Origin of the sequence: Stenotrophomonas rhizophila, from assembly GCF_001704155.1 — a bacterium.
Taxonomy (GTDB): Bacteria; Pseudomonadota; Gammaproteobacteria; order Xanthomonadales; family Xanthomonadaceae; genus Stenotrophomonas; species Stenotrophomonas rhizophila_A.
This window is the reverse complement of sequence record NZ_CP016294.1, coordinates 3,345,321-3,360,127: the sequence shown is the minus strand read 5'-3', so window position 1 is coordinate 3,360,127 and position 14,807 is coordinate 3,345,321. Positions and strand designations below refer to the sequence as shown.

Genomic DNA, 14,807 nt, shown 5'->3' with positions numbered 1-14,807 from the left:
CAACATGTTCGAGACCTCAATCGTTGGGAGCTTCTTTCGAAGGGCGCGCGGCAGCGCTTGAGCAGGAGTTGAAGGGAGTGGCGTACTCCACTGAAAGGGAGTGCTCAGACGCAAATGGAGGCAGGCTTCAGTCAATAGTGGAAGCCGGAGCGTACGACGCTTTTTCTGCGTCTAAGCGCAGGTGGGATGACAGTGGTCGACATTCGAGGGGTGTGCCATGAGGCTGAGCGGGAGTGTCCTGCTGTTGGCTGTGCTGTTAGTCCAAGGTTGTGCCGCTGAACTTCGTCGTAACGCAGCGTGCCCTTTGCTGGACATCGACTTCGTCGGCGTCAAGGATCGGGGCTCGTTGCAGGCTCGAGGAGAGTTCACGATACGTAGCTCAGGTGCGCGTTCCAGCGATATCCCTCTTGGAGACCCTGGCCGCTCCTTGGTTGATGATTACTACGTACGTGTGCTTCGACGAGATTCGGCGACCTCGGAATGGCGGGAGGATGATCCCGATCTCGGGCATTCGAGGGCGCCAGCGGGTGCGCTGGAGCTTGAGCCCGCAGGCTCTACGGCGTTCTATGTGAAGAAATGGTTGTTTTCAGATCAACCTTCACTGCCGGAGGGTGAGTTCGCAATTCTGTTCTACAACAAGGACTTCACTTGCCGCTCAATTTCGGCCCCCTTTACGATTCATTGATGTGGCGGAGGTGGTCGTAGGGTGGCGACCTACGCGGGGCGCTTCTTGGCAAGTCACGAGGATATTAAACTGCTCCAGATCTCTGATGAAACAGATGACGTCATCTTCCTGCTAGCAACCGACTGGTTCTCAACCTGGATGTTCTCCTTGGGTCAATGGAGGGGCGGGCAGGCTTCATTAGCGCTGACGAAGGACGTCGCCAGACGTGCTGCCTCGGACATTCTTTCGGGATCCACTGACTACTACTTGGTGGATCTGTCGCCCACCAGAAAGGCGGCGACCTTTGATCGGTTCATGAAGGAGCTGAGGCCGTGCTTGGATGAAATGGCATTGCGGGATATCCGTAGGCTGGTGGATTCAATCACCGGTCATTCGCTGCTATCTCGTGACCAGAGATGGGCGCTCAAGGCAGCTTTGATTCGTGCGATGGCCCTCGGTCTCGGGGCTGACGCCCGCGCTGCGCTGGGCGAGGGAGTGGTGGCCGTGGTGATCAACATGTTGGAACTGCTTGGTGCCGGCGAGATTCCATTCCAGCCTGAAAGCAGATGGGACGTGGAGCTCGACAGCAAATTTGGTGGTCTTCCTGGAAGGCTCGAAGACCTCGCAAGCGCTGCCTACGCCCCCAGCGTGCTCTTGCAGGAAGTGGCAGTTGCCACTCGTCGTCTGCATTACGGCCAGCCTGACGTGGCGCGGCTGGCTGAATGGTGGGCAGGTGCTGCTCAGCATCTCTGCATGTATGTCGAGCCGCGCTCCCTTGCCATCCATCTGGACGAGCTTGGTGGCTTGGCTGGAGAATCGTAGACCACTCGCCTCCGGTCGATGGCTTCGGATGTGGCGTGTAGTATCTGGATTGCTCATATAGGGATTTCTGGTTTGTTACTGCGGGAGGCTGGTGTGAGTGACGTGACGGGTCAGGAGATGTTTAATGATGTCGAGTTCCATGATGGCGTCATCAATTCAGTCTCCCTATCAATCGTTGAGCGAACATGCGAGATCGATTTAAGCCTTGGTGACTACAAGGTGGGTAGGGCGAGGTCAGCGTGCTTGCTCGCCTGTACGGGCACAGAGGACTTCTTCGGGCGATTTGGTTTTGAGGAGTTGGCTGACAACGCCTCTTCCGGGAACATCCAGGATGGCCGCGTTGACACCTCACGCGGAAGTCTTCGGCTCTACCTGGCGGGAGGGCTCGTAGAGGCGGCCGGTCGTGATGTGCGGTTGGCTGCACTGCCTCGGCCAATGGACGCAGCCGAAACGTCGCGCGCTCGGGCTGGCCGCGGCGGGTTCAAGAAGATTGAGGACGTAGAGTTCGATTTCTCATATCTGGAATCGATCCATTTCTCGCCTGCTGCCGGTATTTGCTCCATGAATCTGCTCATGCGCAAGGGAGGCATCACCTCAGACCCCCAGCCCGTGACGATCGCATTCAGTGGTGTGACGTCTTGCCTGGCCAAGCTGGATGTCGCCTCGCTGGCGGGCGAACACCGGTTTGGCAATGTTCGAAGCTGCATAGTTCACCGTAAGCAGAACATGATCAGGATGTACGTCAGCGATGGCTTCATTGAAGTAGTCGCGACGCGCGTCTCGATTGTTCAGCGATGACAGCCCGGGAAGTCTTGCCGTGATGCTGTTGTTTAGTACGCCCATGGTCGTAGTTTGTTGTTCGTCGCTAAATGAATCAAGGGCTTCCTGTCGTCTGTGGCACGGCCCTTCCTCGCGCTCGAAGGAATCACCATGACCAACGCGTTGTGATGGATGGCAGTAGTACCCGCCGCCCTTGTCAGTTTCGTGGCTTTATTCATGTTGCTGGCGTCGCTGCGCGGACTGTTGCTGCGCTTCTGTCCGGGCGGTGATCTGGGAACGGAGTGGACCTCGGATACGAACTTCATCCCGGAAAGACGTCATGGGCGGGGCACCAGCAACAGTTCCGATCTTGGCAGGTGAATCTTCGCGGGTACCTTGAGGTGGCAGACGCGATGAACTGCAAAGGTTATCCTTCCGACGCTTGGGAGTGGGCAACGAAGCCACTCCCGACTCAGCGTGCACCGAGGTAGTTTTTGATGGAATTTTTGGACCGCCATGCTTTGGCAAGTGCTTGGGTTGCCTTGCAGAGCGCCACCGATGGCTCCGCTCTACAAAGCGATTCCCAATGGTCTGCCATTCAGCTCAATATGATGTGTATTGAGGATCCAGAACAGGCATGGGGATCGGTTGTCGAGATATTTGAATTGAGCTCCGATCCGTGGGTGCTGGAAAATCTGGGGGCTGGTCCCGTGGAAACGCTGTTGGGCTTGCATGGCCAATTTGCATTGAACGCTATTGAGTCGTACATGTCCGAGAAGAAGGCCTTTTTGGGTGTCTTGACCCATGTGTGGCGCGATGCACTGTCGCCGGAAGTCGCACAAGGGCTGACGTCTCTAACCAAGAGACGGTGAGCGCGCGAACTCAGTTCTGTTGAACTTGCGATGGAAAAGGTTGTGCGTTGAGCAAAGGTCAGCGACATTCAGCGGCAATGCGCTTCCGCGGGCAACGTGGAGGTGTAGTGTTTGGGTTGGTGCATCGCGTTGGTGTGGAAACTGCTTGGTGATGCGGAGGTAGTCTTGCCCTCTTTGGATTTGCCTCGAATCGCGCACGATTCATCGTCTCAATCCCGCAGGGTTTGGGTCTACAGTAGGAATGCGATCAGAGTGTTGGGCGATGCTTTTGCTGCGCTTCTGTCCGAACGGTGATTTAGGAACGGAGTGGACCTCGGATCTATCGCTTCCCAGTCCGGCAGTGAGCATGCCAACGTGCTATGCGGCATGGTTTCCTGATGTCGAGATGGGACTGTTGGTGTTCGCGTTCACGGTTGCGGTGGGCGCGGCCGGATGCGCAGCGGCATGGGTGGCGCCCTTCAGGAAATTGGCATGTGGATTGTCTGCAGCCGGACTGGCCATCCTGAACATGTATCTGCTTTGCCGCTTCTCATGACAACGTTCCGTGTCCATGCTCAGGAATAGAGGGTGATTGGTCCAGTGAAGATGTTCTCAGACGATTGGTTCAAGGCGGAATGGAGGAAGCTTGGATACCACTACGAGCGGGATGATGAGGCGAAGGAATGGAACATTGTTGGATCCAAAGCCGGACTTCGCTCGCTCGTGACTGAGCTGCGTGACTACGCCTCTCATCAAGAGAATGACTGGGTTTCCTGCCACCGCAGTCTAGGGCCGTACGACTACCTGGAGATTGGTACATGGAGCTCCGCCGTAATCGATGATCATTGGATTGCAGGTGCTTTGAGCGACCTGCTCGGTTTGGCCGCCCACATTGGGGATTGGGTTGATGCCTCGCAGATTGAGGCGAGTCTATCTGTAAGGTCATTCTTCAGCCCGGGCTCTCCTTATGACCTTTGCCTGAGGATGGAGGCAGATGACTTCGATCCTGCATCGCTGGATAGGGCTTTGTATGGGCGGCTGGGCGGGGTCAGCGGATTTAGCCGTGTTTGAGTTGCAGGTCGAGCTACAAGCCTTGCGAGGTTCGGCAGAACTGCCGCAGACGCTGTGCCAGATCCAGATGCAGATCTACGTTCTGGTCGCCAGCGAGGAAACATTCGGTGAAGTCCTGAAATACACCGATCGCGTGAGCTGATCTCTGGCGCGGACAAGGTCACAGGCTGGAAGGTGGTAACAAGCTTGTTGGATCTCGAAATCCAGAGATCATCGCGTATCCGATTACTTCGGCTCCAACCAGGATGTCCAGATGTCGATCAGGCAACGAATCACTTCATGGTTAATCGCGATTTCTATTTCAGCTGGCGTGCTCGTAGTTGGCTGCTTGAAGCCTGAGATCGCGTGCGGAACAGTTGTCAAGCCGAAGAATGCAACGGATTTCGAGCTGCAGCTTATAGCTATTGCGCGGGCTGAGTCCGAAAAAGTCTGCACCCAAGTGGAGGGTGCGAGGTGCGATTTCTCGGTCTATAGGACGAAATCTGGCTGGACTGTTCAAGCGTCCCCGAGCTTCCCTTATGAAGGTAGATGCATCACCCGCATTGGCGGTGAGAGATACTATGCCTTTGATGAGGTTGGGAAGCTGGTCGATGTCATCAACGGTTTTTAGCCGCGTCCGGTCTTTGGCGCGGTCGGTAATGGGGCATGAGATCCTTGGGGCAGATGATGAAATTCAGATTTGATTTTTCCCTGTTCTACTCTCCCACTCAACCGTATGGCTGCGTTACGGGGTATCTTGAAGTGCCCTCCGCCCCCGTGTTGGGGGAGCTGGTCCAGATGTTTGGAGAGGGAGAGGATGGGGTTCAATTGGCGCTGAGAGTGGACGCGGTACTGGAGGCTGATCCAGATCAGCCCAGCCCAGAACTTTGATGTTGGAGGACCATGTCGCCGACGGATTCGCCGAAGCCGAGTTGCTTGCACGCTGTTTGGAACAAGTACACAAGTTCTTTGTCGACGTCTACTAGGTTGCGGACGCGCGGACAACAGGGTCAGATGCTGCATGACCGCAGCTTGTATGATCATGCCTTTTCCAAAGGAGACCATGGTAGTACGGGAAGTATCACCACATGGCTGGGACACGCTGCCGACCTCAAGGGGCTGCCCGCTAATATTGCTGACATGATTGTGCTTGGAGAGATGGCGGGTTGCGGCATGATCCTTGAAGAAGAAATGGCGATTGGTCTGATTGTTCCGGATCCTTGGGGGCGTTGATGAGATTCCATGTCGATATGTCGCTGTACTCCTCACCGACGGAGCCATACGGAAACGTGACGGGGTTTGTTGAGCTTGATTCGCTCCCGTATGTCGGACAGATGTTTCAGCTCATCGGGAGTAGTGAGACCGGCTCGGCGCTGTCTCTTCGCATTGAAGCTGTGAGGGATGCTGGTGAAGAAGAGGCTTCTGGTTCTATAGCGCTGGAGGATTACGTCGTTGAAGGGCCAGAGCTGGCGGAGCGTCTCGGTGAAAGGTTGGATAAGGAGACTGGGTTCCACGTCTACGTGTACTAAAGGGTGGCGCAAGCACGTATGGTCGTCGACTAAAAAGGGGAAATGTAGGCATCAAGAGCCCGTCGCTACCTCACTTCCTGATGTCTCCGCTGCAGCTCCAGCCACATTGTCTGCGAGATACCGCAGAACGGGCCCGGGCGCTGGGCTAGATTCAGATCCACATCGTGGTCACCGGCCAGGAAGCATTCGGGCACTGGAGTGGGGCTGCCGCGCTCCCTCGGGAAACTCCACCCGCGTGATGACCAGTTAGCCGACAGTCGCCTCGATACCTACGCTTACGCCGATCTTGAAGCCTGCGCTTTCCAGCCAGTGGCCGTGTACCGCTAAGCTGGATGCGGTGCCGCCGCCGACAGTGTCCGTCCACCCATAGGTGTGGGCGCGAGCGGTGTAGTGGTGTGGCCGTTCCGCCGTGCTCTGGAAGTCGTATGCTTCCCTCGGGCGTAGGTGCTAATTCGAAGTCTGGGACACGCCGGGGGGTGGTGCGGCCCAGCTTGGCGACGGGCTTCTCCAAGGCCGTGGAGGTGCATCGCCGCGCTTCTTCGATGTAATCGATCAAGGTCACGATCAGTTGGCCCAGGGCTGCTTCGATGCTTACGCTTGCGCCGACCTTGAGCTTGGCGGCAAGGCCGTTCTCTGGAAGAAGCGGTGACCTTGCCTTCAGCGTGAGAGGGCGTGATCATCAGGCTCCCGAGGAGCAGGGCAGTGAAGTACGAAGACTGAACTGAGGTGCTGATCCACGATCGGGTGGATCTGGGCGGGGGGGCATGACCGGGTCGGTTGTCACGGTAATTGATAACTGGAGACCCTGATTACCTAAAGGAGCATTGGGGTCACCTTGCACAAGGCGCCTTGGTGAAATCGTCGGAGATGGGCTTGGTGCATTAATGGGTGTCGAAGCCGGAAGGCTTTAGTCCAGAGTAGGTGCCTATTGAGCCGGTTGCTAATTGACCTTGGAGTGGCTTTATGAGGTACGTCAACGAAGCGAGGAGCATTCGGGCTGGAGACTCCGTACTTGTTGAGGGCGGTGTAAAAGGCGTTGTGGTTTGCGATTTCGACCACTGGAACTGTTTGAGTGGTTATGAAAGCTGGCTAAGCAAAGTCGAAGTGGTCGGCGGTACATCCTTGTCGAGCGGGGTTCTAGTCGAAGCCTCCGAGATCGGTATGGTCCATTACGCCGAACCAGATGATGAAATTGTGTTTCTTGCCAGCATTGACGCTGACCACCACCCGCGTTGAAGTGATGGAACCTATGGAACGGAGTAAGTGTTGGTGTTTGATGTTTGGCGCGTGTATCGCGATGGCCAGCGCTGCCTGTTCAAAGCCCCAAATAGACTGTGGAGGCGGGGTGTACCCAAAGGCGGCAACCGATTCCGAATTGCACCTTGTGAGCATTGCAGAGGTTGAAGCAGCGGAATTTTGTAGCCAGGCCGACTCTGGCTGTGACTTTTCCGTCTACAAGACGAGGGCGGGCGCCACGGTCAAGGCCAGGCGGATGGTTGCTCACGATGGGCGGTGCGTGAACTTCATCGGAGATGAAAGGTTTTACAGTTTCGATAAATCAGGGAGGCTTGAGGGTTTAATTAAAGGGCTCTAGCGGAATCTTCCAGGTCGCAGCTCCGTAGTCGCCGAGCGGTAGGGCGCGGTCATGTAGTGAGCGTTGACAGTCCTTGCCAATGATGTCGGTCAAAGCAATTGATTATCGGAAAGTGCGACGCTGGCTTGGGATGGCAATGGTGGAAGCGCCCGATTACCATCCTCCTAGCTGAGCTTATTAAGCAAGCTGGAGAATCCTTCACGCCCGTCTCGGCCTTGATGATGCGTAAGCCGAGAGGTCTGGAAATGCTTGCTCGGTCCACTCCGAGTGAGAACAGGAGAATGACGATGGAAGGCGTATCTGAGGAGGATCTTGAGGATTCAATGAAGAGTTGCCTCTTCTACTTCGCAGACTCGGCCAGAATCGTTGCGGCTGGCCCCGACCTAGCATTGCAGCAGTCCGAAGGTCATTTCGCTGCCGCGTGGGAGCTCAGGCAGGAGCTTTTGGCTGGAGAGTCACTGCTGCACTGGAGTGGAGTGTCGGAGACGCTGAGACAGAGAATTGCACGTCTGGTGGGAGCTGCGGCTGCCCTGCCGGAAGCCGCGTTTGCAGGGAATGATGCAAGTGAACTCTTTCATCCGTCTTGGGAGCAGGTCAGGGACGCCGCGAGCCGATTTCTCGTCGCCAGAGAGATCGAGCAGGCTGGATGAAGAGGGTGCGGCGATGGTTGGGGCTCATGCCCGGGTTCCCGAGTGCGGAAATGGCCTTGCTACTATTGGTGTTTGCAGAGGGGGGTGCAGTCGGAGATCCAGCCGAAGCGGATGGTGGATGAGTACTCAAATCAGAAGCTCGGCGCGAGTTCGACCTGTCACATCCTATGTCGCTGCAGGTTCCCAAGGAGTGATGAGATAATCCCGCATGGCTAATCTTCCAACTGCAGTAACGACCGAGTACGACCGCCTCGTCAGCGCGGATGACTGGGATGGCGTGAGGGTCCTGCTCGCGCCTCTTGTGGAGTCAGGTCTTGCTGAGGCGCTTTACCTATCGGCCATGTCGAGTCAGCCGGGCGAGGGTGAAGAGGAATTCCACGCACGTCATGTCGATTCTGTAAGAGTGGCGGCGGAATCGGGATACGCGCCTGCACTATTCATGCAAGGCATGTATCACTTGTTTGGTGACATGGCGCCATTGGACAAGGAGTCGGCTGCAGAGAATTTTGCGGCCGCAGCTCGTCAAGGCTACCCACCCGCTCAGTATGAGTACGGACTCTCGTTGGTACATGGGGTCGGCGTTCCCGCCGATATCTTGAAAGGGATGAGCCTGGTTCACGCTGCCGCTGCTGCTGGGAATGAGGCTGCCCAGGAGTTTGTTCGAGCCGAGGGCGGAAGTGCCAGGTTATAGATAGGGGCCCGGGTGGGAGCGGCAGTGCGACGGCGGTGCGGTTTTGTTGGGGTGTTGGCGACAGCGGGGGGGGGGGCTGGCGTCACGTGGACACGCATGGCGTATCGCTACGCGGGTTTTCGCCTGTTGCGACACGCCAAGTATGTCCATCGCGATGCCAGGCGCAGGCGGAGCGTCGCGAAACTTGAGGCGTTCCCAACGGCAGGCCGTGGGGCCGTCCAGCGGAGGAGGACGGCATGCCTTTAGTCCCGCAGTGACTCGCCCCACGCCCACACCGCGGCCCGATCGGCTTCCTCGCTCTGGAAGTCGTATGCTTCCCTCGGGCGTGCGTGCCAATTCGAAGTCTGGGATACGCGGGAATGGGCAGATAGGCTTCTGAAGGGATGCGGAGATGAAAGACGTAACGGGTCAGATGCAGAGATTCAAGGAAGCAAGCCGGCATATCTGGAATTCCTACCTGATGCCTGGCGAAGGTGTCCTAGACATGGCGGTGGAGGATTCTTTCCTCCAGATCGAGCGAGAGCTGCTGCGCAGCATCGTGCTCGAGGGGAGTGCCGCTGCAGATCAATACGGGCACTCCGCCATTGGTGGCCTTATCGTGAAGCCAAAGCCCCTGCACCGGGAAGTGCCTGTCCAGTTTGCACGTGCCGGGTTAGATGGAAATAACTACTGGAGCGAGGACGAGCGGGTTGCAGCTGCCGATATTCCCAAGCTTGAGTTCGTAGACTTCTTCGACTGGACGCACTACGGGTACATTGACTACGCCATTGTTCGCGCAGCCGAGTCTGGCTCTGGGCGGCGGGTGCTGATCCAGGCCTTGTACTGTGATTTCTGGTGGGACGGCATGGACGGCGGGTCTCAACCTTGACAGGTTCGAGCGCGGCCTTGGATGGGAAATGAGAACGCGACCTGCCGGTTGCAGGCCAATGGAAGCTTTAGGGGGGTTAGCAGGCTATGTACAGATTGTCCGTCGCGCTTTGGATTGCCGCGTTCCTTTCTGGCTCGGTGTCGAGCGATTCGGCTTATGCAGCCCCAGGTTGCGAGTGTCCGCCCATGCAGCTACGAATGCTTCGGGTCGAAAGCGCGACGGAGGGGCGTGAAGGGGTATTCAGGTTGACCAATCAGGGAAGTGTTCCGGTGTACTACGCGCTCTCTGAGCCTATAGAGACTGCGCGCTTGCCATATCTACACCCGAACGCCTTTTACTTCTCCGTGCTGCGCTCCGCCCTGGAAGGTTGGGAGCCGATCATTACGCTGGGTAGTACCGACCAGTGGAGGGGCGTTCTGGCCGTTTTCCCCAACGAGAGTTTGGATGTCAGTGTTCCCATGGACGCGGCCTTCCTCGAACAATTTGACCCGGATGCTACGCTTAGTCTGAAAATGAGTAGTATTGCAACGCGCTGCGAGGTTGATTCCGAATCGGTGCGCGTAGGCGACCTGGCCGGTTGGATTGGTGGCGATGATCATGGATAAGTTCGTTTTTTATCTCTTCTACATCGCCGTGGCCATCGTCATCAGTCGAACGTGCGCGGTGATTCTTGCGCGTCGAGTTGCGGAGAAGACCGCGGGCGAGGAAGTTCTCGCCAAGTTGCCCCTATTGGCGTCCAGAGACATCGGTGATATGCAGGACACCTTCTACGGGTGCGTGCTGGCGATCAGAACTGGTTCCTTGCGCAGGCCGGCGACAATCGCTGCGCTTGTGCAGATGTGCCTGTGGGGCGTAGTCGTTGCCCTGCTGTTGATGATGGCCGTCTTGGGTATTATTGAGATTGTGCAACACGGACAGGGGCAGTGATCGTGTATCCGGATGTGAAAAAATCAAGTCCGGGGAATGAATGGAAGGGATTACTCGCGTTCTTGCGGGCGTTGTGCTCAATCTATGAGCGCGGGAAAGTTCAGGATCCTGACGCTGGCAGGTAGCCCCGACCTTGAGCTCGGCGACGAGACCGTTCTCTGGAAGAAGCGTTGCCCTTGCCTTCCAACGTGAGGGGGCGTGATCATCAAGCTCCCGAGGAGTAGCAGTGAAGTACGAAGACGGAACTGAGGTGCTGCTTCATGATCGGGTGGATCTGGGCGGGGGGATGACCGGATCGGTTGTCGCGGTGTTTGATAACGGGAGATACACGCCTGATTACCCAAAGGAGCTTTGGGGTCACCTTGCGCAAGGTGCCCTGGTGAAATCATCGGAGATGGGCTTGGTGCATTTTCCGGTTCCCAGTGTTGATTTCACGCTAATTCGGCGTGGTTGATGCGCCTTGCGGTCTGGACGGGAAGAGGCCTCATGGGGAGCAATGATGCAGCGGTTCGTGCGTGTGTCCGGTACGGTGCTGGGGTCCTGTGGAGCGCGTACAGTGCCGCTGTGGTGACTGGAATGGCTGTTTGGCCGCTGCTGCAGCGCTACCTAAAATCTGACCTTAGCTCCGGGGAGTAATGCAACTGCGATGATCGCTGTGCACGAATCGTTGCGGAAATCAGACAGGCAATGCATGAAATGAACCGGCGAAGCGAAGAGATGCTTGTGGAAAAGTGCAATATGTACAATCTCGCCAGATTCGCCCCAAATCCTGCGTAAGGGCCAGGGTGCCTCGGGTATTGGGGCGGGCGCGGTGAACAGATCAAGGGATGGCAGAATCGATTGAGAAACAAGATCTCTGAAGCGATCAGTAAAAACTGCTATCTTCCATTTGGGGCAATGAGAGCTGCTTATCGAGGGTTGCCCTCGATGCCGCGGGGGTACTGAATGACGGCGCGAGAACAAAGCTTGGATTACGTGGTGTTTCTGCTGTCCACAGACTGGTTCTGCTGCTGGCTGGGTCGCCTCGGTATCTGGGATGAGAGCGGGCCTGTGCTTGCAGAGATAAAGGCTGCCGCTAGAGGTGCAACGAAGCGAATCTTCGGCGCGAACTCCAACTATTTTTACCTCGACCTGTCAGCGGAGAGAAGGGAGGGGACGTTTAACCAGTTTCTTGGCCTTGCCCGATCGGTACTTCGGGGCGCGGATGCTGAGAAGCTTAACTGGCTGGTTGGTCAGATGCTTGGCTGTGGGGATCTTTCCAGTGACGATCGTTGGGCGTTAATGACGTTTATCCAGAGAGAGGTCGGGTCTGGGTTCGAGGCGGATCCGTCTGGTGTCTTGGATGCCGGGTTACGTTTCTCGCTGGTGGCGCAGGTAGAGAGACTGACGATGCTTGATTCGTGCCGTGCCATCGAAAGCGAATGGGATGAGTCGCTCAGGGAGAAGTTCGATGACTTGCCCGATGCCTTGGGGGACCACGCAGCGGTGGGATTCATTTCGGCGGTTCTATGGGAATGCTTAAGGTCGGAGGCGTCCGCATCCGCTCGCAGCCAGGAGGTCAGAGCCAACATCGCTGACTGGCTGTGCCGTGGGGTAGAGATGCTTGGAATGCGGATCAATGCTAATGCGGTTCGGTCTGACCTCCTTTCCGCGGGCGCAACCGAACACTGGATTCGGTAGGGGCATGGGGAGCAGGGCAGCTGGATCCTGAGAACCTCAGGGGGGAGCGCATACATGTGAAGGAGGTGTCGCACTTGGTAGTAGGGCAACACCTATCGCTGGAGCAATACGTCAAGGGAGGGGCGTGTACTGCGCGGCGTCACTTTAGTCGCTTCAGCCACGCAGGGCGTGGCTCTACGGCTGCGACGCGGTCAGCGCATTGATCGGTGCTTGTGCTGAAGGTCAAGCCACAAACCCTGCGAGGTGCGGCAGAAGGGGCCGAGACGTTGGGCTAGATCGATGTCCACGTCCTGGTCGCCGGCGAGAAAGCACTCAGCGAAGTCCTGCGATACGCCGATGGCGTGGGCAAAGTCCAAGGTGGAGGCGCCCATCGGGGCGAGGATGAGTTCGCGCACCAGCCAGCCGGGGTGCTCGACGATGATTCGGCTGTCCGGGGTGGTGCGGCCCAGCTTGGCGACATGTCTCTCGAAGGCGGTGGAAGTGCTTCGGCGCGCTTCTTCGGGGAACTCGATCAGGGTCACCATCAGCTGGCCCTGGGTTGCTTCAATGCTCACGCTTGCGCCGACTTTGAAGCCGGCGTTCTCCAGCCAACGGCCGTGTATCGATAGGCATGGGACTGTGCCGCCGTCGAAGGTGTCCATCCAGGCGTAGGTGTGTGCGCGCACAGTGTAGTGGCGCGGTCGGTCGGCCGTGGGCAGCAGCAGTTCTGGGAAGAGGTGAGTGTTGCGTGGCGAGCGCATGGGAGCCTCCAAGGGGAAATCTCCCTTGCCGGTAGGGCAAGGGAGCCGGGAGGTTCAAATCCGCGTGGATGCATGCGGCGTGGAGTATTTCCCCGGTTGAGGGGTCTTGTATTAGCCACCCTCCCGACATGGGACGTCCATAATTTTGCATCCACTCGGAGATTTGAAGCTCCGTCCCCACCATGCGCCGTGGTGAGGTCGGTAGCCAATCGATTCTGTCTGTTGGTTTTGCCGGGTTTGATAGGCGATGCCAACAGGTTGTCGCTAGCGGCCCGGGTGGGGGCGGTAGTGCGACGGCGGTGCGGTTTTGTTGGGGTGTTGGCGACAGGGTGTCTGGTGTTACGTGGGACACGCATGGCGTGTCGCTACGCGGGTTTGTGCCTGTTGCGACATGCCGGGCGTGTCCAGCGAGATTCTGGCGTGGAGGTAATCGGTAGTGACACGCCATGCGTGTCCATCGCGGTGTCCGGCGACACGTTACGCGTGGACCGCTCGGGTGCCCGGCGTCGTTCTGCATTGCAGCCACGCAGGGCGTGGCTCTACGGTTTCATTGCCGCAACGTTGAATTCAACCCGATTCCGGGTTTAGTCCATTCCCAGCTTTTTCAGCTTGTACCTCAACGCGCGGAAGGTGATGCCCAACTGCGCGGCTGTCCGCGTCTTGTTCCAGCGGTTCTCTTCCAGCGCCTTCTGGATCGCGGTGCGTTCCATCTGCTCGATATACGAAGGCAGCGCGCCGCTCCCCGCCGGCAGATCCACCACCGCTTCCTCATGCGCCGCCACCGGCGCCCCACCATGCCGCGGCACACCCTGCTGCGGCAACCGAAGATCGCTCGCCCCGATGGTGTCACCCTCGGCCAGCGCCAACGCGCGCTCCAGGATGTTCTCCAGTTCGCGCACGTTGCCCGGGAAGTGATACGTGCCCATCGCCTCCAACGCCGACGGCGCCAGCAGCGGAGTGGGCCGCCCATGCGTGCGGGCCAACCGGGCCAGGATCGAAGCTGCCAACTGCGGCAGATCACTACGGCGCTCGCGCAGCGGCGGCACGCGCAGTTCGATCACATTGATGCGGTAATACAGATCGTGGCGGAACCGCCCATCTTCCACCAAGTCGCCCAGATCCTTGTGGGTGGCAGAAAGAATGCGCACATCCACCGGCACTTCGGTGGCCGCGCCCACCGGGCGGATCGATTTCTCCTGGATCGCACGCAGCAGCTTCACCTGCATCTGCAGCGGCAGTTCGGCCACTTCATCCAGGAACAGGGTGCCGCCATGCGCGGCCTGGAACAGGCCCGGCTTGTCGGCATGGGCGCCGCTGAAGCTGCCCTTCTTGTGCCCGAAGAATTCGCTTTCCATCAGCTCCGATGGAATGGCGCCGCAGTTTACCGGCACGAACGGGCCGGCCGCACGTGCGCTCTGGCCGTGGATGGTGCGGGCCACCAGTTCCTTGCCCACGCCCGATTCGCCCAGGATGTACACCGGCGCCTGGCTGCGGGCGACCTTGGTGATGGTGGCGCGCAGGCCATCCATCGCCGCCGATTCGCCCAGCAGGCGTGCGGTGGTGTCGCTGGTCAGCGGCGGCGGGGCGGGGCGTTCGGTGTTGTTGAGTTCCAGCGCGTGCTTGACCAGCCCGCGCAGCACCGAGATGTCCACCGGCTTGCTGACGAAATCGAACGCGCCGGCCTTCAACGCTTCCACCGCCAGGTCCATGCTGCCGAACGCGGTGATCATCGCCACCGGGGTGCGCGGGTAGTGCTGGGCGATTTCAGTGACCAGCTCGATGCCGTTGCCGTCGGGCAGCCGCATGTCGGTGATGCACAGGTCGTAGGGGTTGCTGGCCAGCAGCTCGCGCGCTTCGGCGAGGTTGGCCGCGGTGCTGATGCGCAGGCCCATGCGGCCCAGGGTCAGTACCAGCAGTTCGCGGATGTCGCGTTCGTCGTCGACGACGAGGGCGCTGCGGTTTTCGTTCATATGGGGGAAAGA

18 protein-coding genes are annotated in these 14,807 nt (G+C 58.2%); 16 read left to right on the top strand and 2 right to left on the bottom strand.

Annotation, left to right across the window (positions count from 1 at the left end):
- The first annotated feature begins 304 nt into the window (after positions 1 to 304).
- From BAY15_RS19260 to BAY15_RS14905, 16 genes are all read left to right on the top strand, one after another.
- Positions 305 to 685, top strand: coding sequence for a hypothetical protein (locus BAY15_RS19260; protein WP_157771764.1), 381 nt, complete (start codon positions 305 to 307; stop codon positions 683 to 685).
- Positions 686 to 706: 21 nt separating this feature from the next.
- Complete coding sequence (locus BAY15_RS14960; protein ID WP_068853809.1) at positions 707 to 1,486, top strand: hypothetical protein; 780 nt, start codon at positions 707 to 709, stop codon at positions 1,484 to 1,486.
- Between the two features lie 93 nt (positions 1,487 to 1,579).
- Positions 1,580 to 2,284, top strand: coding sequence for a hypothetical protein (locus tag BAY15_RS14955; RefSeq protein ID WP_157771763.1), 705 nt, complete (start codon positions 1,580 to 1,582; stop codon positions 2,282 to 2,284).
- A gap of 458 nt (positions 2,285 to 2,742) precedes the next feature.
- A complete protein-coding gene (locus BAY15_RS14950; RefSeq protein WP_157771762.1) occupies positions 2,743 to 3,117 on the top strand; it encodes a DUF6869 domain-containing protein in 375 nt (124 codons plus the stop codon).
- Positions 3,118 to 4,090: 973 nt separating this feature from the next.
- Positions 4,091 to 4,309, top strand: coding sequence for a hypothetical protein (locus BAY15_RS14945; RefSeq protein ID WP_157771761.1), 219 nt, complete (start codon positions 4,091 to 4,093; stop codon positions 4,307 to 4,309).
- A 111-nt stretch (positions 4,310 to 4,420) separates the two neighbouring features.
- On the top strand, positions 4,421 to 4,777 hold the full coding sequence (locus tag BAY15_RS19255; protein WP_157771760.1) for a hypothetical protein: 357 nt from the start codon (positions 4,421 to 4,423) through the stop codon (positions 4,775 to 4,777).
- A 383-nt stretch (positions 4,778 to 5,160) separates the two neighbouring features.
- Complete coding sequence (locus tag BAY15_RS19250) at positions 5,161 to 5,379, top strand: hypothetical protein (RefSeq protein WP_157771759.1); 219 nt, start codon at positions 5,161 to 5,163, stop codon at positions 5,377 to 5,379.
- Positions 5,379 to 5,675, top strand: coding sequence for a hypothetical protein (locus BAY15_RS14935; RefSeq protein ID WP_157771758.1), 297 nt, complete (start codon positions 5,379 to 5,381; stop codon positions 5,673 to 5,675). The genes BAY15_RS19250 and BAY15_RS14935 overlap by 1 nt, the downstream gene beginning before the upstream one ends.
- Positions 5,676 to 6,638: 963 nt before the next feature.
- Positions 6,639 to 6,911: a hypothetical protein gene (locus BAY15_RS19245; protein ID WP_157771757.1), complete on the top strand. Its 273-nt coding sequence runs from the start codon at positions 6,639 to 6,641 to the stop codon at positions 6,909 to 6,911.
- A gap of 645 nt (positions 6,912 to 7,556) precedes the next feature.
- On the top strand, positions 7,557 to 7,919 hold the full coding sequence (locus BAY15_RS14930) for a hypothetical protein (protein ID WP_157771756.1): 363 nt from the start codon (positions 7,557 to 7,559) through the stop codon (positions 7,917 to 7,919).
- Positions 7,920 to 8,127: 208 nt separating this feature from the next.
- The gene (locus BAY15_RS14925) at positions 8,128 to 8,610 is read left to right on the top strand and encodes a hypothetical protein (RefSeq protein ID WP_068853802.1); all 483 of its coding nucleotides are present in this window, start codon (positions 8,128 to 8,130) and stop codon (positions 8,608 to 8,610) included.
- A 391-nt stretch (positions 8,611 to 9,001) separates the two neighbouring features.
- Positions 9,002 to 9,478 carry a hypothetical protein gene (locus tag BAY15_RS14920; RefSeq protein ID WP_157771755.1) on the top strand — a complete coding sequence of 159 codons (477 nt, stop codon included), beginning with the start codon at positions 9,002 to 9,004 and terminating at the stop codon, positions 9,476 to 9,478.
- Between the two features lie 197 nt (positions 9,479 to 9,675).
- The gene (locus BAY15_RS14915) at positions 9,676 to 10,083 is read left to right on the top strand and encodes a hypothetical protein (protein ID WP_068853800.1); all 408 of its coding nucleotides are present in this window, start codon (positions 9,676 to 9,678) and stop codon (positions 10,081 to 10,083) included.
- Positions 10,076 to 10,405, top strand: coding sequence for a hypothetical protein (locus BAY15_RS14910; RefSeq protein WP_157771754.1), 330 nt, complete (start codon positions 10,076 to 10,078; stop codon positions 10,403 to 10,405). The genes BAY15_RS14915 and BAY15_RS14910 overlap by 8 nt, the downstream gene beginning before the upstream one ends.
- Before the next feature lie 226 nt (positions 10,406 to 10,631).
- Entirely contained in the window at positions 10,632 to 10,859 is a 228-nt protein-coding gene (locus BAY15_RS18945; protein ID WP_083214200.1) for a hypothetical protein, read from the top strand.
- 524 nt (positions 10,860 to 11,383) lie between these two features.
- Positions 11,384 to 12,085: a hypothetical protein gene (locus BAY15_RS14905; protein WP_167693304.1), complete on the top strand. Its 702-nt coding sequence runs from the start codon at positions 11,384 to 11,386 to the stop codon at positions 12,083 to 12,085.
- A gap of 191 nt (positions 12,086 to 12,276) precedes the next feature.
- On the opposite strand, the gene BAY15_RS14900 is transcribed toward BAY15_RS14905, so the two are convergent.
- Positions 12,277 to 12,825, bottom strand: coding sequence for a SymE family type I addiction module toxin (locus BAY15_RS14900; protein ID WP_068853797.1), 549 nt, complete (start codon positions 12,823 to 12,825; stop codon positions 12,277 to 12,279).
- Positions 12,826 to 13,409: 584 nt separating this feature from the next.
- On the bottom strand, positions 13,410 to 14,795 hold the full coding sequence (locus BAY15_RS14895; protein ID WP_068853796.1) for a sigma-54-dependent transcriptional regulator: 1,386 nt from the start codon (positions 14,793 to 14,795) through the stop codon (positions 13,410 to 13,412).
- Positions 14,796 to 14,807 lie beyond the last annotated feature (12 nt).